Origin of the sequence: Streptomyces sp. NPDC049577 (assembly GCF_040675635.1) — a bacterium.
In the GTDB taxonomy this organism is placed as follows: domain Bacteria; phylum Actinomycetota; class Actinomycetes; order Streptomycetales; family Streptomycetaceae; genus Streptomyces.
This window is the reverse complement of sequence record NZ_JBFAPH010000103.1, coordinates 1-18,471: the sequence shown is the minus strand read 5'-3', so window position 1 is coordinate 18,471 and position 18,471 is coordinate 1. Positions and strand designations below refer to the sequence as shown.

General features: G+C 72.0%; 16 protein-coding genes and 2 pseudogenes. 9 read left to right on the top strand and 9 right to left on the bottom strand.

Going from position 1 to position 18,471, the window contains the following annotated elements:
* Positions 1 to 19: 19 nt before the first annotated feature.
* Positions 20 to 559 (bottom strand): hypothetical protein, encoded by a 540-nt coding sequence (locus AB0K09_RS14285; RefSeq protein ID WP_366065642.1) that lies wholly within the window; start codon positions 557 to 559, stop codon positions 20 to 22.
* Positions 560 to 662: 103 nt separating this feature from the next.
* On the opposite strand from AB0K09_RS14285, the gene AB0K09_RS14280 reads away from it, so the two are divergent.
* Positions 663 to 1,562 (top strand): LysR family transcriptional regulator, encoded by a 900-nt coding sequence (locus AB0K09_RS14280; RefSeq protein ID WP_366065641.1) that lies wholly within the window; start codon positions 663 to 665, stop codon positions 1,560 to 1,562.
* 435 nt (positions 1,563 to 1,997) lie between these two features.
* Here AB0K09_RS14280 and AB0K09_RS14275 read toward each other — a convergent pair whose 3' ends face one another.
* Both AB0K09_RS14275 and AB0K09_RS14270 read right to left on the bottom strand, forming a co-directional pair.
* Entirely contained in the window at positions 1,998 to 3,086 is a 1,089-nt protein-coding gene (locus AB0K09_RS14275; RefSeq protein ID WP_366065640.1) for a glutamate--cysteine ligase, read from the bottom strand.
* 443 nt (positions 3,087 to 3,529) lie between these two features.
* The gene (locus tag AB0K09_RS14270) at positions 3,530 to 4,759 is read right to left on the bottom strand and encodes a GNAT family N-acetyltransferase (protein ID WP_366065639.1); all 1,230 of its coding nucleotides are present in this window, start codon (positions 4,757 to 4,759) and stop codon (positions 3,530 to 3,532) included.
* An 857-nt stretch (positions 4,760 to 5,616) separates the two neighbouring features.
* Between AB0K09_RS14270 and AB0K09_RS14265 the strand changes: the two genes are divergently transcribed.
* Positions 5,617 to 6,237, top strand: a complete 621-nt coding sequence (locus AB0K09_RS14265) for a DinB family protein (protein ID WP_366065638.1) — start codon at positions 5,617 to 5,619, stop codon at positions 6,235 to 6,237.
* Positions 6,238 to 6,444: 207 nt separating this feature from the next.
* Here the strand turns inward: AB0K09_RS14265 and AB0K09_RS14260 are convergent.
* Positions 6,445 to 6,543, bottom strand: a pseudogene (locus AB0K09_RS14260) (TetR/AcrR family transcriptional regulator); the annotation flags it as partial.
* An 88-nt stretch (positions 6,544 to 6,631) separates the two neighbouring features.
* Here AB0K09_RS14260 and AB0K09_RS14255 point away from each other — a divergent pair.
* The 4 genes and pseudogenes from AB0K09_RS14255 (at position 6,632) to AB0K09_RS14240 (ending at position 10,078) form a co-directional block, all read left to right on the top strand.
* Positions 6,632 to 6,985, top strand: coding sequence for a nuclear transport factor 2 family protein (locus AB0K09_RS14255; protein WP_366065644.1), 354 nt, complete (start codon positions 6,632 to 6,634; stop codon positions 6,983 to 6,985).
* Positions 6,986 to 7,614: 629 nt separating this feature from the next.
* Entirely contained in the window at positions 7,615 to 8,793 is a 1,179-nt protein-coding gene (locus AB0K09_RS14250) for a Cmx/CmrA family chloramphenicol efflux MFS transporter (RefSeq protein WP_366065637.1), read from the top strand.
* Positions 8,790 to 9,652, top strand: a pseudogene (locus AB0K09_RS14245) (IS481 family transposase). Before AB0K09_RS14250 ends, AB0K09_RS14245 begins: the two are co-directional and overlap by 4 nt.
* A 288-nt stretch (positions 9,653 to 9,940) precedes the next feature.
* Complete coding sequence (locus AB0K09_RS14240; protein WP_366065636.1) at positions 9,941 to 10,078, top strand: zinc-binding dehydrogenase; 138 nt, start codon at positions 9,941 to 9,943, stop codon at positions 10,076 to 10,078.
* Between the two features lie 70 nt (positions 10,079 to 10,148).
* Here the strand turns inward: AB0K09_RS14240 and AB0K09_RS14235 are convergent, their stop codons facing one another.
* Positions 10,149 to 11,690: a hypothetical protein gene (locus AB0K09_RS14235; protein ID WP_366065635.1), complete on the bottom strand. Its 1,542-nt coding sequence runs from the start codon at positions 11,688 to 11,690 to the stop codon at positions 10,149 to 10,151.
* Between the two features lie 115 nt (positions 11,691 to 11,805).
* Here AB0K09_RS14235 and AB0K09_RS14230 point away from each other — a divergent pair, with 115 nt between their 5' ends.
* Positions 11,806 to 13,509 (top strand): BCCT family transporter, encoded by a 1,704-nt coding sequence (locus AB0K09_RS14230; RefSeq protein ID WP_366065634.1) that lies wholly within the window; start codon positions 11,806 to 11,808, stop codon positions 13,507 to 13,509.
* A 9-nt stretch (positions 13,510 to 13,518) separates the two neighbouring features.
* Here the strand turns inward: AB0K09_RS14230 and AB0K09_RS14225 are convergent, their stop codons facing one another.
* Entirely contained in the window at positions 13,519 to 14,463 is a 945-nt protein-coding gene (locus tag AB0K09_RS14225; protein ID WP_366065633.1) for a DUF6114 domain-containing protein, read from the bottom strand.
* Positions 14,454 to 15,068: a DUF6230 family protein gene (locus tag AB0K09_RS14220; RefSeq protein ID WP_366065632.1), complete on the bottom strand. Its 615-nt coding sequence runs from the start codon at positions 15,066 to 15,068 to the stop codon at positions 14,454 to 14,456. The genes AB0K09_RS14225 and AB0K09_RS14220 overlap by 10 nt, the downstream gene beginning before the upstream one ends.
* Before the next feature lie 202 nt (positions 15,069 to 15,270).
* On the opposite strand from AB0K09_RS14220, the gene AB0K09_RS14215 reads away from it, so the two are divergent.
* Entirely contained in the window at positions 15,271 to 16,023 is a 753-nt protein-coding gene (locus AB0K09_RS14215) for a Sir2 family NAD-dependent protein deacetylase (RefSeq protein ID WP_366065631.1), read from the top strand.
* 74 nt (positions 16,024 to 16,097) lie between these two features.
* Here the strand turns inward: AB0K09_RS14215 and AB0K09_RS14210 are convergent, their stop codons facing one another.
* Both AB0K09_RS14210 and AB0K09_RS14205 read right to left on the bottom strand, forming a co-directional pair.
* On the bottom strand, positions 16,098 to 16,598 hold the full coding sequence (locus AB0K09_RS14210; RefSeq protein ID WP_366065643.1) for a methylated-DNA--[protein]-cysteine S-methyltransferase: 501 nt from the start codon (positions 16,596 to 16,598) through the stop codon (positions 16,098 to 16,100).
* 23 nt (positions 16,599 to 16,621) lie between these two features.
* Positions 16,622 to 18,094, bottom strand: a complete 1,473-nt coding sequence (locus AB0K09_RS14205; RefSeq protein ID WP_366065630.1) for an AlkA N-terminal domain-containing protein — start codon at positions 18,092 to 18,094, stop codon at positions 16,622 to 16,624.
* Between the two features lie 108 nt (positions 18,095 to 18,202).
* Here AB0K09_RS14205 and AB0K09_RS14200 point away from each other — a divergent pair, with 108 nt between their 5' ends.
* On the top strand, positions 18,203 to 18,448 hold the full coding sequence (locus AB0K09_RS14200) for a hypothetical protein (protein ID WP_366065645.1): 246 nt from the start codon (positions 18,203 to 18,205) through the stop codon (positions 18,446 to 18,448).
* Positions 18,449 to 18,471: the final 23 nt, after the last annotated feature.

Below are 18,471 nucleotides of genomic sequence, written 5' to 3'. Positions count from 1 at the left end.
CCCGCAGTCGTTTCTGCCGTCAGTGCAGGATTTCGGCCCGCAACTTCTCGTTGGGCGTTGCGATGTCCCAGTAACGGGCAGAGCCCCGCACGTCGCGGTAGACGCCCGTGCCCCCGGTGATGGCCATGTCGAGTGTTTTCGTTCCGCTCACCCCGAGCGACTGCATCGTCAGGGAGCCACCCTCGAGTTCTATCGTGAGCAAGCACTGCGTTGTGAGTTTTCCGCCATCGACATGAACGACCTGACACGATCCGCCGCCACGTCCGACGGTGCGGCCGTCCCTGATGACGCCGCCGGAGTAGACGTCCATATCGCCCAGGCTCGGTCCTGCTGGGCCGAGATCGGTAGCCGCGTACTGATCGTTGTGAATCCCCAGGTCGAGGACTTCGGCATGACTCCTCTTCGGGGTATCGGCGTCCGCGCTGTCCACGGTGCAGACGCCGGCCGCAGCGGCGGCCAGCGATACGGCGACGAACCTCGTGAGCGCCGCTCGCGTGATGCGCTTCCCCCGTTCCCGCCGGTGCACGGCAGCGGATTCCGGACTGCTGCTGATCATCATGGTTTCTCCTCGCTGTGATCTGTCTGAGCGACACCTCGACACTATGACCATGGAGTTATCTCGTCTAAGATCAATATGGTCAAGGCGTTATGTTCCGGGAGGCATGATGGAGCTGAACTCACTCAGGCAGTTCCTTGTGGTGGCGCGACTGGAGCACCTGAGCCGGGCGGCCGACGAGCTGCACACCGCACAGCCCTCACTGAGCCGCACCATCGCCCGGTTGGAGAGCGAACTGGGCACTCCGCTGTTCGACCGGAGCGGTCGGCTCCGGCTGAACGACGCGGGCAGACTCTTCCGCGATCACGTCGAACGTGCCCTCGGCGAGCTCCAGGCCGGACAACGCGCCGTCGCCGAAGCCACCAGCCAGGGCCTGGGCACGGTGAGACTGGCATCGGAAACCTTCCTCACCCTCACCGGCCCACTGGCGGCCTACAAGCGCGCCCATCCCGCCGTCGAGCTCGAGCTCCACTGGTCACCGGCCGAGGACATGGCCCGCCGCCTGCGGGCCCAAGAGGTCGACCTGTGTCTCGTCTCGCAACCGATCCGTGCCGAGGGTCTGGAGGCAGTGCAGCTCTTCGACGAGGAGGTGGTGGTGGGCACGCCACTCGGTCATCCCCTCGCGAGCCGCACGTCCGTGAGCATCCACGAACTCGCCGACCAGCCCTTCGTCACCGCCCGCGCGGGACACTGGCTACGCCGACTGCTCGACCGGCTCTTCGCCGCCCAAGGCCTCACCCCGAAGATCGTCTGTGAGAGCGACGAGCACAGTGCCATCGCGGACTTGATCGGCGCCGGACTCGGCATCGGTCTCGTCCCCTCCTTCGCCCGCCACACGGCCACATCCGCCCCCGTCAACTGGATCACGGTCGACAGCCCCGACTGCCGGCGCACGACAACCCTCTGCTGGGGCGCCGGCAACCACCTGTCGACCGCCGCCCGGCTGATGCGCACCATGATCACCAGCTGGAACTGGGACACCGGCGAACCCGGGGAGAATCCCTGACGATCCGCAACGCCCTCAGCGGCTCGCGGCGGAGCACTGCCGGCACCGGGCACGACCGGGGCAGGACGGCCGCGGGACAGCCGGGAGGGGGGAGCAGAGGATGGACGAACACCGCAAGGCGGTCACAGCCGGTCCTCGGCCCTCCGGTGCGGCGTCCCACGGCCGGCTTCGAACCGGGCGACGTCACCGGCAGGAGACGCAGCGCTTCCGCACCGAGGTGTGCCGGTGCCCCGGGCAGCTCTCCCCCGGCGCAGACACATGGGCCGCCCCTGCGCCTGCGCGGAGCCGTGCCGGGACGTCTGCTGCCACACCGCACGGCGCCGCCGGCCTGGCACTCCCCCGGCCCGTTGGGTGCCCCGGCCACCACGGTCGGTGGCGCTGCGGGCCTGGTGCGCCCCGCCCTGCCGGACCGGGCGGTCCACGCCCCTCCGCGGTTCAGGACGCCGTGCGCTCCACCGCCTCCTTGACGACCGCGGGCAGTGCGCCGGTGCGAGCCAGGATCTCCCGCTGGACGGACGCGCCGCCGCCCCGGGCGAACAGCCGGTCCAGGGATTCCTCCACCACAGCGAGGTCCCCGGACTCCGTCAGGGCGTCGCGGACGTGGTCCACCAGCGCGCGCACCACCGTCCGCGCCGGTGCCGGAGTCCACTCCAGCGGATGGACCAGCTCGTCCGTGACGCCCGACTTCGCCGCCCGCCACATCGCCAGCCGCAGCAGCCCCACGGACACCGGCTCCGGCGGCAGGCCGGCGCGCCAGTCGCGGGCCGCCGTGTCCACCAGGCCCCGGGTCAGGGCCGCCACCAGCACCGTGTCGTCCGCCTCCAGGCACACGTCCGGCACCCGGATCTCGACCGTGGGGTAGGTGCGCGACAGCCGCGCGTCGAAATAGATCATGCCCTTGTCGAGCAGCGTCCGCGTACCGAGCAGTTGCCGTACGTGCGCGTGGTACCGCTCCGGTCCGCCGAAGATCTCCACCGGCCCGGCCGACGGCCAGCGGCCCCACACCTGGCTGCGATAGCTGCAGTACGCGCTGTCGTTGCCCTGCCAGAAGGGAGAGTTGCCGCTGAGCGCGAGCAGGGGTGCGAGCCACGGCCGGATCCGGTCCAGGACCGCCACCCCCTCCTCGTCGGACTCCACGCCCACGTGCACATGGCACCCGCAGGTGAGCTGCTCCTGCGCGGTGAGCCCGAACTCCTCCGCCAGCTGCCGGTAGCGCCGGCCCGCGCTGAGCGACGGGTCCACGGGCAGCGGCGAGGTGGCCAAGGCGGCCACGGCGGCGCCCACGGCCTCCGCCCGTCCGGCGGCCGTGGCACGCCGCCGCCGTACCTCCGCCGCCAGGTCCGCCATGTCAGCCGTCGGCCGCGTGGCGGTCTCCAGCTGCTCCCGCTGGAGCTCCTTCTCCAGCGCGGGGTCCTCCTCGCCGGCCGGATCCTCCAGGGCCAGCACCGTCCCGGCCACGGCCCGCGGCTCCCCGCTGCCCGGATCCACCAGGAGGAGCTCCTCTTCCACACCGACGCTTCTCATGCTGCCGTCCACCCCTTTCCCGGGGACCCGCCTGCCGTTCCACCCCCGTATACCCATGTCGGGCAGGGCTGCCGCCGACGAAGGCGAACCACTTGCAGGCGACCGGCCCCGGCGCGCGGCCCGGGCCGGGAGGGGGACGGCCGGTTCGCCGCTCTGGGCGAGAACAGGACGCGAAGCGCTCGGTCCACGCACGCAGCCACATCGGCACGGGGCGGCAGGGAAGCGGCATCCTTTCCCCCGGCACGTTGATCACGAACCTGGCGGTATCCAGGGCCTCACGCGAATCGGCCATGGGGGTGGCTGTTGCCGCAACAGGTTCACCGGCAGGGCGTGGCCGCGTTGCAGCACGGCGAGCCATGGCCGCACTGCCGGCCCGGGCACGAGCCGGCGGTGGCGGGACGGGGGCCTTGACGAGACTTGCGGCAAGGCCCGCGAGCGTGCGGTCAGAACCAGTGCAGGCAGTGCGGCGGGCGCTCGGCGCGGAAGAGGGCGTCGGCGAGGGTGGCCGCGCCCGGGCGGTGGGCCCGTATGTGCCCGGCACGCACGAGCGTGCTGGGGGCGGTGCCGCCGAGGTAGACCGAGCCAAGGTCGCGGATGTCCAGGGACAGGTCGGGCTCCCGGTCCGTCGGGACGCAGTCGGCCTCGCCGTCCCGGACGGTCAGCAGGTAGCGGTCGTGCTCGCCGAGAAACGGGTCGTCGACGTCGAGGACGAGCTCGCCGTCGGTGGACCAACCGCGCGCGGTCAGCGCACGCGGGACGTCCAGCAGCCGCACCCAGAGCCAGTCGTCGTCGCTCACCTGGCCGGCACGGAAGTCCGCGAGCTGCCAGCGCAGCGGGTGCCCGAGCGGGAGGTTCTTGAACACGACCCGAGTGACCAGGTCGTGTCCGAGCACGAACCGGGCCAGGGCCGTGAAGACGGCATCGTCGGTGGCGACGGTCTCGTCGACCGTCAGGGTGCCGGACTCGACCGAGTAGCTGGCGTACCCGTCCGGGACACCGTCAGGGTCCCGGTGGACGGCGAGGTATCGCGGCGCCGCGGAGACCGGGGGGCGCCCCGCGCCCAAGGCCCACCAGCGGTGCGGCCGTGACAACGCGCCGGGCTGCGCACGGCGGTACCGGTCGTAGACCCCTTCCAGGATCTCGCCGCACTCGGCACGCCGCAGCACCTCCACCGAGCCCGCCTCCGGCCCGGTCCCCGGGGTGCCGGCCGTTCCACCCGCCCGGGACGGAGCGACCGCGGCCCTATCGCGCGGCACCGTCAGCCGCTGCGCGTAGGTCGCCGGTCCGTACCCGAACCTGCCGTAGATCGGGAACTCGGAAGCCAGCAGCACGGAGAGGAATTCCCCTCGGTCCCGCAGCTGAGCGAGCTGATACCGCATCATCGCGCGGAGCACACCCTGACGCCGGTGCGAGGGCAGCACACCGACGAAACTCACCCCGGAGACCGGGGCAAGGATCCCACCGGGCAGGGTCAGCTCGAAGGAGTACGCACCAGCAGTGCCGACGGCCCGCCCGCCCGCCGTCACGGCGAGCAGGTTGCGGTCCATCTCGAGCGCCGACCACCACAGTCCGCCGCCGCCCTCGCCCGGGGTTTCCGCAAAGAGCCCGAACGCGGCATGAAGTGTGTCGACGAAGACGTCGAGATCCTTGTCGGTCGCAGGCCGGATCTCCATTGTTGCCGCTGCCTCCTCGCGATATCGACACCGTGATCACGGCGCCCCGCCACAGTGCAGCGTTGACCCGTGCCCACGTCAAACCAATTACGGCCGGGCCCCGGCCGGTCAGAGCACCGCCCGCTCCCAACCCAGCCCCCCGGGACGAGTCGCGGTGGACAGGGCCGGCCACGGCGCTCCCCGCGCGGGAGCGCCGGCGCCAGGCTGTGACCGGCTGTGGCCTGCCGCCCCAGCAGATGCCTTTCTCACTGCGGACGCATGCGCGTTCGCGTCAGGGTGAGACCAGGACGCCGGGGTGTCGGGCGTTGCTGTTGCACCGGCGCAGGGTGGGTGTGCAAGACCCGGGGCCGGACGGTGTGGTGGGGGTGGCCGGAGATGGCGAGCGCGACTGCCGCAAGGGGCCTGAAGCGGGCTTCGATGGGGTTGGCCCAGGACACGTAGGTTTGGGGTGAAGCACAGCTCGGCCCTGCTCCGGGGCGCCCGGGGCCGGATCCGCCCCTTCGCATGGGCGGAGAGATTCCTCGGGGATCACGTAGACGGGGGCCCCGGTCGCCAGCCTTCCGGAGGGCACCCGTATCAACTCGCAGTGGTCCCGCCCCCCGCGCCGGATCCGATACCGGCCGGAGAAAAACACTCTCGAACCCGGCCGGACACGACCGGACATGAGCCGCAGGACTCGCCGAGTGCTGTCCCCCAGCTGCTGAGTGAAGCATCGGGATGATGTCCGCCAACACGCGGTCGGCAGGTGCCCTTCCCCCGGGAGTGCTCCGGTGAGGTCCTCGAAAATGGAGGCGCAGCTGTGGTGCCGGCTGTGTCAGGCTGTCGGATCGTCCCGGAAGACGACACTGGAGCGTGCGATGACGGCACCGTCCCGTTTGTTTCCGCTGCTGGAGCAGTTCGACTTCGCGTGCAGACGCCTCGCCGACCGGATGACAGGGCCGGTCACGGACAGTGGCGACGGGACGGATACCCCGGTAGGCCCGCTGACGGATGAGGAGTACTTCTGGGAACCGGTGCCCGGCTGCTGGTCGGTGCGGCGGCGCGTGGACGGGCCAGGGCCGCGCGCTGCTCTCCTGGCCGGCAGTGGTGACTGGGGGCGCGACGGCGCCTCCTACCCGCATCCCTGGCCGCCGCCCTTCACCACCATCGCGTGGCGTCTGAGCCACCTCAGCGAAATGCTGGCCCTGCGCGCCGACCACACGGCCGGCGGCCACGCGCTGACCCGGGACGACTACCCCGTCAGCGGGGACGCCGCAGGGGCTGTCGCGGCCTTCGACGCCGGGGCCGCGGCCTGGCGCAAGGCGCTGCTGAGCGCCGACGACGACGCACTCGACACCGTGGGGTACTGCACCTACCCGCACGGCAGCGATCCGGAGCAGCCGTTCATCACCATCGTGTGGTGGGTCAACCAGGAATTGCTCCACCACGGGGCCGAGATCGCCCTACTGCGCGATCTCTACCGCGCGCGACCGCGCTGACCCCTGCCACCGGCAGGTGGACAGGCACCACCACCCACGACCGTGCGTGCGCATGCGTGCGCTACCGCCTCGCGTGGGCCGGAGGCCTGTGGCCCCGTCCTTGGGCCGGAACACCGGGTCCAGTTCGCCGGTACCTGAAGGACCCGCTCGAGCTACCGCCGGGTGCCCACCGTGAGTTCGGTGTCGACACCCGCCCCGGAGCCGGCCGACCGAGCCGAGCGTGGTCCGCGCCTCGCCGGCGATCTGCTTGATGCCGGTGCCCACATGGCCCTGGCGCTGCAGGAGGCGCGATGCGGCGATGACGATCCATACACGGGCCTGCTATGACTTGATCACGGATGCTGACACACTTGACCCAATGGAACGTTTGATCGCCTAGCGGGCCTGCGAGCGACTGATCGTCGAGTTCGTCCGCCGGCTCGCCCTCGGGGATCCGGGCTCGGCGGCAGACCTGTTCACGCCGGACGGGACCTGGGCCTGGGCCGCCGGCGATCGCCGCATAGCCGGCCGCGAGGCTCTTCGTGACCACTTCGGCGGTCGGCCCACGGACCGGCTGTCGCGTCGTATGTGCACCAACATCCTGGTCACCGTGGCCTCTCCGGAGACGGCCACTGCCACCACCTACTTCGCCACGTACCGGGTCGACGGCCCCTCCGAGGACATGGTCCCGCCTCGGCTCCCGGCTCAAGTGGGGCACTACCACGTTCCTGTCCGTCGCCGGTCCCACGGAACGCGTCGACCAGCCTGAGCCTGGCCAGTCGTGACGCCAGGTGTCGACACGGCGGCCCCCCCTTGGACGCCGTCAATGCCCAGGCCCTGGCCGTCCTGCTGGCCCGGCCCGACCAACAGCGCCCGCAGGCAGCGGCGCCAGAAGCGCAGGGGCGCCGGGCCGGCGGCGGCCGCGGCCGCCGCCCTGACCGCCAAGGAGGCAGGCCGGAAGGGGCACCGACGGGACCTCGGCCACGGGGTGGAAGGGCATCGAGGCCACCGCCCAGCCGCAGTAGGCGACCGGGCTGGTGCCTGGTTCCGACGCTTTGGCCCCAGCGGCAGGGCCACGGGTCGTCACCCGCTTACGTGCCGCATGCCGTCTCCGACATCGACGCGCTTCCCTAGCTGTTGCGGGACATGACGTTGCTGACGCAGGCCACGTCGTGAAACCGAGGTGCCTGGGCGGGCGTCGGTCGGGTAGCGTGCGGGCCATGTCGAGTCCTGAGTCAGACAGGGTGGGGGCTTTCGGTCACGCCGTCAGCCCCCTGAACCACTGAGCTTGTAGCCCTGCCGCCGCGCCGCATTCTGCGGTCGGACGAGAGTGCCCATGGGGCTGGCCGCGGTGACGAGATGACCTGCTCGTGCTTCTCCTCACCTCGGAGCCACTCGATGCCACTCGCGCTGTATCTGCTTGCCATGGCGGTCTTCGCCATGGGTACTTCGGAGTTCATGCTCGCCGGCCTCGTGCCGGACATCGCTTCAGACCTCGACGTCACCGTCGGGACAGCCGGCACGCTCACATCGGCCTTCGCGATCGGCATGATCGTCGGTGCCCCGCTCATGGCAGTACTTGCCCGTAACTGGCCTGCACGGTCGAGCCTGCTTGGGTTCGTCCTCGTGTTCCTGGCAGCCCACGCCATGGGCGCTGCCACCTCGAACTTCCCCGTGCTGTTCGCGACCCGGGTAGTCGCAGCCCTCGCGAATGCCGGATTCCTCGCCGTAGCCATGACGGCCGGCGCCGCGCTTGTCTTGCCCGACAAGAAGGGACGGGCGCTGGCCGTGCTGCTGTCAGGCACCACGGTGGCCACGATTGCCGGGGTCCCAGGGGGAGCGGTCCTGGGTACGTTCCTCGGCTGGCGGGCCACGTTCTGGGCTGTTGCCGCTCTCTGCCTGCCCGCAGCCATCGGCGTCCTCACAGGCATCCCAGCGGGTCCGACCGAGGCAGACGAGAGCGAGGGGCCGACCTTGCGAGCGGAGCTCGCACAGCTCAAGCGTCCGCGGTTGCTCCTGGCGATGCTGCTCGGCGCGCTGGTGAACGCGGCTACCTTCGCAAGCTTCACCTTTCTCGCCCCTGTCGTGACCGACACCGCCGGGCTGGGCGAGCTGTGGGTCTCTGTGACTCTGGTGCTCTTCGGTGTCGGCTCCTTCGTCGGCGTCACCGCTGCCGGGCGGCTGTCCGACCAGCGCCCCGGCCTGGTCCTCGCGGTCGGGGGTCCGCTGCTGCTCATCGGCTGGCTGGCCTTGGCCCTACTGGCCGACAAGCCGGTCGCTCTGCTTGCCCTCGTGTTCGTGCAAGGGGCCCTGTCGTTCGCGCTGGGCAGCACGCTGATCACGCGGGTCCTCTATGAGGCGGCAGGAGCCCCCACCATGGCCGGCTCCTACGCGACCGCCGCACTCAATGTCGGCGCAGCCTTTGGACCACTCGTCGCCGCGGCCACCCTCGGCTCCACGGTCGGGGACCTCGGGCCGCTGTGGACAAGCGGGTTCCTGGTCGCGGTCGCGCTGCTCATCGCGCTCCCCCTGCGCACTGTGGTCGCGGCCAGCCGGAGCACCGAGGTGCTCCCGTGACGCATCCGAACGCCCCCTTGACCATCGAGGGACGCCGAAGGCTCGTGGAACGCTGCCGCAGCCGCCCAATCGCGCACGTCGCTGCCGAGGCCGGCGTCTCCCGCGCCTGCCTGCCCAAGTGGAAGAATCGCTACGACCAGTACGGCGAGGCCGGACTGCGGGACCGCTCCAGCATTCCGCACTCCTCCCCGGTCCAAACGCCGCCCGAGGTCGTCGAACGGATCGAACGACTACGGCGGGACAACAAGTGGTCCGCCCGCAGGATCGCGCTCGAACTCGAGGGCCAGGGCGTGAGGATCAGCGAACGAACCGTGGGCCGGTGGCTGGCGCGCCTAGGCATCAACCACCGCCGGTTCCTCGACCTCGACGGCTCTGCCAATCGGCACCCGCCGAAACGGATCGTGGCCCGCTACCCCGGCCACATGGTCCACCTGGACGTCAAGAAGGTCGGGCGCATCCCCGACGGCGGCGGATGGCGGGCCCACGGACGCGACTCCGAACAGGCCAAGACCGCCCAGCGCGCGAAGACCGCAGGAGCCAAGGGCGGATACGTCTACCTCCACTCAGCCGTCGACGGGTTCTCCCGCCTGGCCTACACGGAACACCTCCCCGATGAGAAGGCCACCACCACCGTGGCGTTCTACAACCGTGCCCGCGTGTTCTTCGCCGCCCACGGCATCCACCGGATCGTGCGCGTGGTCACCGACAACGGCGCCAACTACCGGGCCGCGGTCTTCGTACAATCACAGTCTGGAACGTCCACTACAACTACCACCGGCCTCACACCGCCGTCGGCAACCGTCCTCCAGCCTCACGCCTCCGCAACAGCGTCACCAACGTCATGTCCAGCAACACCTAGCCGGTACGGCTGGTCAACACGCTGCACCGCCTGCGAAGCGAGCCGTTCTTCGTCTCCTGCAAGCAGCGCCTGCGCGAACTGCTTCAGGCACGGGCCGGCCAGAGGTTTTTCAATGTCGGGGGTCATCGGGGCGGGTTCCTCTGTGTAGGCATGGTGGCTGCGAGAGGGAGGCGACGGGCCGCCGACCACATCCCGGGGGGCTGTCCGCCGCGCACGTGGGAGTCAACCGCCGCTTCCCGCTGCGGGGTCAGGAAGGAGTCGTGCCGACTTCTCGATGACGGTCAGGAAGTGTTGTCCGAGGCAGACCAGGAGGGCAAGCTCAAGGCCCTCGTCGAGGCCTCCTTCCTGCTCGAGAAGGCCGCGAAGGCCCACGCACTGGGTGACACGAACCGGGTCACGGGAAAGCTCGTGCTGGCCGTTCCCTGAACCGTTCAACCGGTCATCCTGTATTGGCAATTGGCCTCCTGTCGCACCGCCCCGCTCGCTACCGTGGCTGTCACCGCGGCAGCGAGCGCGGTGGGGGAACCGGGGGAACGGGGGAAAGGCGATGACCGATGCCGGGGGTGCCAATGGAGCCTTGCCGTGGGCGGCCGTACCGCGTGACGACGTGCTGGCCGGCGGAACGCACTACAACGTCGCCACGAGGCTCCTCGAGGTGCGTGACCGGCTGACGCCGGAAGGAGTGGGCCAGGCCGGCAGCGACGTGTTCAAGAGGGTCTGCGTGGCCGCCTACTACTACCTGGCCCGGTGCGGTCACCTTCCCGAAGACACGCACGGCCGCGAGTGGAACGTCCACGCCAGCCGGTGCCTCTTCGGCCTCGTGCACGCGGTGGAGCCGGAGTACGTACCCGAGTCGATACGCAAGGTCCTCGACGAGGACCCGCAGCGGGTGCTCCCGGCGTACGAGACCGTGCACGCGGTCGGCAACGCGCTGTTCCTGAGCAGCGTGAAGGACGCGTTCGAGGAGGGCATCGTCGCGAGCGCCGCCCTGATCGCCTGGGCACGCGGGGAGTCCCGGGGCACGCCGTCCGAGCCCCAGATCACGTTCAACCTGGGCAACGCCCTGGTGGCGCTGGCGGACGTGAAGGACGCTCCGCCGAGGTCGAGGGAGAAAGGCGTCCACTGCATGCGCCGAGCCCTCGCCTCCCTGCCCGGCGGCGACCCCGACCGTACAGCGATGCTGGCCGAACTCCAGCGGCAACTGGCCGCTGATCCGCCCGTCGCGTACACCGACGGCAGTCCGGAAGCCGAAGTCAGCGCATACATGGGGGACGGCAGCCGGGAGCGGCTCGACAGGGCTGTCGACGCGCTGCGCGCCGCTGTCGATGATCCGAAGGCCGAAGAGCCGCATCGCAGCAGGCGGCGGGCCGCACTGGGGCAGGTGCTGCGCATGCGCTTCGAGCTCACCGGTGAGCTCACCGATCTCGACGCGTCGATCGCCGTGCTCGAGGGCATTCTCAAGGACCACGGAACGCTGGACGACGAGACGCTGGCCTCGAGTTCCTCCTTCCTGGGCCTGGCCCGCCTCGACCGGTACGTGACCTTCGGGCTGCGGGCCGACCTCGAAGCCGCAGCGGAAGCCGTCGATCACCCCTCCATCGCCCGGACGGCCGCCTCGCCCCACCACCCCCAGCGGCTCACCAACCGGGCTGCGGTCCTGACCATGCGGTTCCGTCTTCACCACGACCTCGCCGACATCAGGCAGGCCATCGACGACCTGGCGTTCGCGGTGTCGGCGACGCCGCCGTCCCAGCACGACCGCCCCGTGATGGTGATCAAGCTGGCCGTGGCCCTGCGCGAGCGCGGGATGCACACGAAGGAGCCGGGCCTCCTCGACGCGGCCGAGAAACTCCTCCGGTCCGTCGCCGGGGAGCCCACGGACGCCGGCCCCAACCAGCTGATGGCCCGGATGGAGCTGGCGCACCTCCTGCAGGTGCGGGCCTGGCTCCGCGGCGATCTCACGGACGTCGCCGATGCGGTCGACCAGTACGCGGCCACCGCGCTGGCGCAGGCCCAGGACCCGTGTCGCCTCGGTCATCCGCGTCACCTCCAGCTCGGGTCGCGCCGCAGCGACCCTACGGCAGGCCCGCCCGCACGGGCACCCGGCGTGCCAGCGGGAAGATTCCGCCGGATCCCGGCCATAGTGGGGCGTCATGAGCACCGAGAGCACCGAGAGCGGCGTCCCCGCCGACGAGGCCCCGGACGCGGCGCTCGTCGCCGTGGGCGTCGTCGCCGTCCTGGCGGTGGTCGCCTGGGCCGCGCTGGGCAAGCACTCCTTCGACGCGGTGTCCGCGACGGCCCTGCGCTGGGTGCTGTCCAACTTCGCGTGGCTCTTCGTCATCGCCGCCGATGTGTTCCTGGCGCTGTGCGTGATCATCGCCCTCGGCCGCTTCGGCCGGATCCGGCTGGGCGCGGACGACGACCGGCCGGAGTTCGGCGACCTCGCGTGGATCGCCATGATGTTCAGCGCGGGCATGGGCATCGGCCTGATGTTCTACGGCGTCGGGGAGCCGCTCCAGCACTTCGTGGCGCCGCCGCCCGGCAGCGGTGCCACCGCGGACTCCCCCGCGGCGGCCCGTACCGCGCTGGAGTACTCGTTCTTCCACTGGACCCTGCACCCCTGGGCGATCTACGGCATGGCGGGCCTCGCCCTCGCCTACGCCGGCTTCCGCAAGGGCCGCGGCAACCGGCTCAGCTCGGCCTTCGTACCGCTGCTCGGCCGGGAGCGGGCCAACGGCTGGCCGGGCCGGGCCATCGATCTGCTCGCCCTCTTCGCCACCGTCTTCGGCACGGCGACCAGCCTGGGCCTCGGCGCCCTCCAGGTCGCCAAGGGCCTGAACCTCACCACGGGCGTACGGGACACCCGGACCTTGGAGCTGATCATCATCGGCTCGCTGTCGGCGGCCTTCGTGCTCTCCGCCTTCTCGGGACTGCACCGGGGCGTGAAGTGGCTCAGCACGCTGAACATCGCGCTCGCCGCCTGTCTGATGGCCTTCGTCTTCGTCCTCGGCCCGACGGTGTTCGTGCTCAACGCGATCCCGGCCGCCACCGGCGGCTATCTGCACGACCTGGTGACGCTCGCGACGCGCACCGGCGCCTTCACCGACCCGGCGTGGCTCGGTGCCTGGACGATCTTCTACTGGGCCTGGTGGCTGTCCTGGGCGCCGTTCGTCGGCACGTTCATCGCGCGCATCTCGCGCGGCCGGACGATCCGCGAGTTCCTCGTCGGCGTGCTGCTGGTGCCCAGCGGGGCGACGATCGTGTGGTTCTGCGTCATGGGCGGCAGTGCCCTGCGGCTGGACATGACGGGCGCCGCCGACATGGCCGGCACGGTCAAGCAGGGCGCGGAGGCGTCGCTGTTCGCCCTCCTGGAGACGCTGCCGGTGGCCACGCTCACGTCGTGGGTGGCGATGGCGCTCGTCATGACGTACTTCATCACCAGCGCCGACTCCGCGTCCCTGGTCATGGGCTCGCTGTCCAGCCGGGGCGCGCTCCATCCGCGGACCTGGCTGGTCGTCGTCTGGGGCGTGCTGATGGCCGCCGTGGCGGCCGTCCTGCTGGTGGCCGGCGGCCTGGGTTCGCTGCAGTCGGCGACGATCCTGGTCGCGCTGCCGTTCGTGCTGGTGATGCTGGCGCTGTGCTGGTCGCTGCTGCGGGAGCTGCGCGAGGACCCGGGTGCCGGGCCCGTCCGGCACCACGCGCTGCACGGCATGCGCGACGCGCTGCGGACCATGGTGGGCGAGGCCGTCACCGAGCACGGTCCGGTCCGCCACCCCCGGCTGCACCGCGTCGCGGAGAGCGCGCGGGGGCGCGGCGACGACACGCGGGAGCGCGGGGACGGCGGGCGGCCGCGGTAGCGGGTGCCGTCAGAGCGAGCTGCCGCCGGCGCCCGGGCTCGCGTCCCCGGAGATGCGCAGCCGGTCGGCGTCGAGCGTGTCGCCGGTGACGAGAGCCTGTTCCGCGTCGACGTCCGTCATGAAGACGAACGGCGGCACGACCGGGGGCGCGGGCAGGGTGTCGGGGTCGAAGGTCAGGCACAGCAGGCCCTGGACGCAGCCGTGGAAACGGGTGAGGTAGAGCGTGACGTCGCCGCGCAGGCGCAGGTTGTCGGCGGCCAGCACCATCTGGCCGGCGCCGCCGGCGCCGCCGCTGTCGCGGGTGCGGAGCCGGTAGTCGGAGAGCGACGCCTCCCGCATCCTCAGCACGATGACCTTCAGGGGGCCGGCGGCGGTGGGCACCCGCTCGACGGCGGAGAAGGTGAAGCCCTTGGGGGCGAAGCGCGTGGTGCTCACCGTGGCGGGCCGGGGGGCCGCCGCCTGGACACGGGCGGGCAGGGGTTCGGGGAACGCGAGTGCCGCGAGCAGGACGGCCGGCAACACGGCGGCCAGGGCCGGGGGCGGGGCCGGGCCCGGCCCGCGATCGGGCGGCGCGGCGCGCTCCCCGGGGCCTGTGGGGGTCCGGGGGGTCCAGGCGAAGCCCATGGCGCCGCCGGCGATGCCGAGCAGCATGCCGACGAGGAAACCGCCGAGGTTGGTGACGGCGAAGGAGACCACCGACAGGATCACGGCGTGGATGCCGACGTATTGGCGCAGGTGCGGCAGGAACCAGAGGAACAGACCGGCGGTGATCAGCGCGGTGCCGATGCCGAGCGCGGCGACGCCGCCGAGGCCGAGGCCGAACAGCACCCGCCACGGCGCGAGCGGTACGAGCAGCAGCTCGGCGCCGGCGAGCAGGAGCAGGAGTCCCGCCCAGAACGGGCGGGTGCGGCGCCAGGCGCGCGCCGCGCCCCGGGCCGGCCGGTTCAGAAGCACGCGGGACCGTCCAGGCTCACGCCGAGCCGCAGGCCCTTGAGGCGGAAGTCGCCGCCCGTGGCGGACCAGGCGTGGGACCGTACACCGGTCACCGAGACGCTCCCGGCCTGTAGTCCGAACGCCCCGGGCTCGCCCCGGATCCCGGGCACCCGGTCCAGGGTGCCGGCGTCCCGGCCGATCTCGACGGTGCCGAACTCGGCGTCACCGGTGAGGTCCTCGGCGTCGAGCACGAGGTTCCGCACCTCGACGGGGTTCCCGCTGCCGCCGGCCGACAGCTTGAAGACGACCGCGCCCAGCGGGGTGTCGATCCGCGCGGACTGGCAGATGTCCTTCAGGGTGGCGTCGCCGATCCCCAGCAGCGCGCCGGCGTGTCCCCTGCCGTCACCGGTACGGGCCACGTCGACGAACGCGGCGAGGCCCTTGCTGGACAGGTGGTGCGAGGACACCTGGAAGGCGGAGCCGGACACCGCGAAGGACGAGGCGAGGACTCCCTCGCCCATCGCGATCGCCATCGCGGCGACCGCGGCGACGGCGGGCAGGGCGACGAAGGCCGCCTTCCTCCACGCGGTGCCGCCCTCGGGCAGGCTCCGGTCGGCTCGGCTCACTCCCGTCCCCTCCCAGCGGCGGTACGCGTACCGGCGGGCGAGGCCCGGCCACCGGGTGCATGCCCACGCGGCGCGGCCGCATCCCCGCCGCGCGGTCACCCACTCAGGTGAACATCGGTTCCGGGCCGCGATCCGTGCCGCGATCCGCGCCGCCGGGAAAACCGGTGCCGGGCGGGCGGGGGCGGCGCGTACCCTCGGCCGCATGACAGCGAAGCCGCCCCTGGTGGCCGTGCTCAGCGGCGCGGGAATCTCGACCGACTCCGGCATCCCGGACTACCGGGGGCCCGCCGGACTGTGGCGCCGGGACCCGGAGGCGCAGAAGCTCGTCACCTACGACTTCTACATGTCCGACCCGGAGATCCGGCGGCGCTCCTGGCAGATGCGCCGCTCGGCACCGACCCTGCGGGCGCGTCCGAACGCGGCGCACGAGGCGATCGTGCGGCTGGAGCGGTCCGGGACGCCCGTGCGCGTGATCACCCAGAACGTCGACGGGCTGCACCAGATGGCGGGTCTGCCCGAGCGGAAGGTGCTCGAACTGCACGGCACCGCGCGGGCGGTGACGTGCACGCGGTGCAAGGCCCGCTCGGAGATGGCGGCGGCGCTGGAGCGGGTGGCGGCGGGCGACCCCGACCCGGCGTGCGAGGTCTGCGGCGGGATCCTCAAGTCGGCGACGGTCATGTTCGGCGAAAGCCTGGACCCGGTGGTGCTCGGCGAGGCGGTGGCGGTGACGAAGGCGTGCGAGGTCTTCGTCGCGGTCGGCACGAGCCTCACCGTGCACCCGGCGGCAGCACTCGCGGGCCTGGCCGCCGACCACGGCGCCCGGCTGATCATCGTCAACGCCGAGCCGACCCCGTACGACGGCCGGGCGGACGAGGTCGTGCGCGAGCCGATCGGCACGGCCCTGCCGGCGCTGCTGGAGCGGTACGCGCAGGACGTGTCCCGCGGATCACGGTGAACGCGTCGGTTGCGGTGCTCGCGGATGGCCGCCGAACCGCGCCGCTGCCCCTGTGAGGATCCGCCCGACCGGGTCTAGAACAGTCGGTCCTCCCGCGGGACTTCGCCCCGTTCGAAGGCCAGCAGCCGGCGCTTGCGCTCCAGCCCGCCCCCGTAGCCGGTGAGGCTCCCGGTCGAGCCGATCACGCGATGGCAGGGCACGATGATGCCGACGGGGTTCTTTCCGTTGGCGAGACCCACCGCGCGGGAGGCGCCGGGGGCGCCGATGTGCTCGGCGAGGGTGCCGTAGGAGACCGTCTCGCCGTACGGGATGTCCTGGAGGCCGGCCCAGACTCGGCGCTGGAAGTCGGTGCCCGCGAGCCGCAACGGCAGGTCGAAGCGGGTCAGTTCGCCGGCGAAGTACGCCTCCAGCTGGCGTACCGCTTCCGGGAAGGGCGCGTCGTCGCGTTCGCCGAAGGTCTCCTGGGGCGGGCGGTGGCGCTGCTCGGTCATGTAGAGGCCGCACAGGACCCCATCGTCGGCGACGAGGGTGAGCGGGCCGTAGGGGCTGTCGACGACGGTGTGGACTCGGGACATCGTGGTCATCACGGGGCTCTCGTTCAGTCGTTGGGCATGCGGGCGGCGGCGTGGTCGTCGGAGGACCACAGGTACTGGACGGCGTACGCGCGCCAGGGCCGCCAGGCGGCGGCGTGCCGGGTGAGCGCGGCGGGGGTGGCGGGCAGTTCGGCGCGGGCGGCCGCGCGGCGCACGCCGAGGTCGGTGGGGAGGAAGGCGTCGGGGTCGCCGAGGGCGCGCATGGCGATGAGTTCGGCCGTCCAGGGGCCGATGCCGGGCAGTTCGGCGAGCCGGGCCCGGGCGCGGCCCCAGTCGCTGCCGACGCCGAGGGCGAGTTCGCCGCTCGCGAGTGCCCGGACCGTGCGGACGACGGTGGCGCGGCGTCCGGCGGGCATGGCGAGGGCCGCGGGGTCCAGGGCGGCGAGCGCCTCGCTCGTCGGGAACAGGTGCGTCAGCCCGCCCACCGGCGTCTGAAGGGGCTCGCCGTGGGCGGTCACCAGCCGGGCGGCGAGCGTACGGGCGGCCGCGGTGGAGACCTGCTGACCGAGCACGGCCCGCAGGGCGAACTCCTCCGGGTCGACGGTGCGCGGCACGCGGCGGCCGGGGGCCTTGTCGACCAGCGGGGCGAGCCGGGGGTCCGTGCGCAGCAGGCCGTCGACGGCCTCCGGGTCGGCGTCGAGGTCGAGCAGTCTGCGGCAGCGGCTGATGGCACCGGCGAGGTCGCGCTGGTCGGTGAGGGACAGCCGGCACTCGATGTGGTCGGGGCGCGGCGCGAGGGAGACCGTCCCGTGGCCGTACGGCAGGCGCAGTGTGCGGTGGTACGCGCCGTCGCGCCACTCCTCCACGCCGGGGACGGCCGTCGCGGCGAGCAGCCCGAAGAGGTTGCCGGGCGTCAGCGGCGCGCGGAACGGCAGACGCAGCGTCAGGGAGCCGGGGGCGGCCGGGGGCTTGCCGCGCCCGGCTCGTTCGCGCAGTTCGGTGGGGGTGAGGGCGAAGACCTCGCGGACGGTCTCGTTGAAGGTGCGGATGGAGGCGAAGCCGGCGGCGAAGGCGATGTCGGCCATCGGCAGGGCGCTGGTCTCGATGAGGATCCGCGCGGTCTGCGCCCGCTGGGCCCGCGCGAGGGCGAGCGGCCCGGCCCCGAGTTCGGCCAGCAGCTGCCGCTCGACCTGCCGGGTGCTGTAGCCGAGGCGGGCGGCGAGGCCGGGTACGCCCTCGCGGTCGACGGTGCCGTCGCCGATGAGCCGCATGGCGCGGGCCACGAGGTCGGCCCGCTCGTTCCACTGCGGCGAGCCGGGGCTGGCGTCGGGCCGGCACCGCTTGCAGGCGCGGAAGCCGGCCTGCTGCGCGGCGGCCGCGCTCGGGTAGAACCGCATGTTCGCGGGCTTCGGGGGGACGACCGGGCAACTGGGCCGGCAGTAGATGCGCGTGGTCAGCACGGCGGTGAAGAACCAGCCGTCGAAGCGGGCGTCTTTCGACTGCACGGCCCGTACGCAGCGGTCGAAGTCGGTGTGCATGGGTTCAAGGATCCGTCGTGCGGGGCCGCGGGGCTCGCGAGAATCCGACATCAAGGCATGCGTCAACGATGGTTGACAGCTGCCCGGTTGTCATCCTAGGTTGACAGCATGGCCGGAACGGAAGCGACGGGAACGACAGAGATCCCGCAGGACGCGGTCGGCACCACCGCCGCCGCCATGAACGCCGATCCCCGGATCGGGCTGCGCGCCGTCGCCGCGCTGCGGCGGCTCGTCGAGCGCCTGGAGGCGCTCCAGGTCGACAGTGCGCGGCGGCAGGGCTGGTCCTGGGAGGAGATCGGCGCCGCGCTGGGCGTCAGCAGGCAGGCAGTGCACAAGAAACACGCCAGGAGGTAGGTATGTTCGAACGCTTCACCGAG

Bases quoted from the DNA above. Each gene is read 5' to 3' on its own strand.
- AB0K09_RS14250 (WP_366065637.1), top strand. From the start codon at position 7,615: ATGCCACTCGCGCTGTATCTGCTTGCCATGGCGGTCTTCGCCATGGGT.
- AB0K09_RS14265 (WP_366065638.1), top strand. From the start codon at position 5,617: ATGACGGCACCGTCCCGTTTGTTTCCGCTGCTGGAGCAGTTCGACTTC.
- AB0K09_RS14215 (WP_366065631.1), top strand. From the start codon at position 15,271: ATGACAGCGAAGCCGCCCCTGGTGGCCGTGCTCAGCGGCGCGGGAATC.
- AB0K09_RS14280 (WP_366065641.1), top strand. From the start codon at position 663: ATGATGGAGCTGAACTCACTCAGGCAGTTCCTTGTGGTGGCGCGACTG.
- AB0K09_RS14205 (WP_366065630.1), bottom strand. From the start codon at position 18,094: ATGCACACCGACTTCGACCGCTGCGTACGGGCCGTGCAGTCGAAAGAC.
- AB0K09_RS14230 (WP_366065634.1), top strand. From the start codon at position 11,806: ATGAGCACCGAGAGCACCGAGAGCGGCGTCCCCGCCGACGAGGCCCCG.
- AB0K09_RS14200 (WP_366065645.1), top strand. From the start codon at position 18,203: ATGGCCGGAACGGAAGCGACGGGAACGACAGAGATCCCGCAGGACGCG.
- AB0K09_RS14270 (WP_366065639.1), bottom strand. From the start codon at position 4,759: ATGGAGATCCGGCCTGCGACCGACAAGGATCTCGACGTCTTCGTCGAC.
- AB0K09_RS14210 (WP_366065643.1), bottom strand. From the start codon at position 16,598: ATGTCCCGAGTCCACACCGTCGTCGACAGCCCCTACGGCCCGCTCACC.
- AB0K09_RS14275 (WP_366065640.1), bottom strand. From the start codon at position 3,086: ATGAGAAGCGTCGGTGTGGAAGAGGAGCTCCTCCTGGTGGATCCGGGC.
- AB0K09_RS14235 (WP_366065635.1), bottom strand. From the start codon at position 11,690: ATGACCGAGGCGACACGGGTCCTGGGCCTGCGCCAGCGCGGTGGCCGC.
- AB0K09_RS14285 (WP_366065642.1), bottom strand. From the start codon at position 559: ATGATGATCAGCAGCAGTCCGGAATCCGCTGCCGTGCACCGGCGGGAA.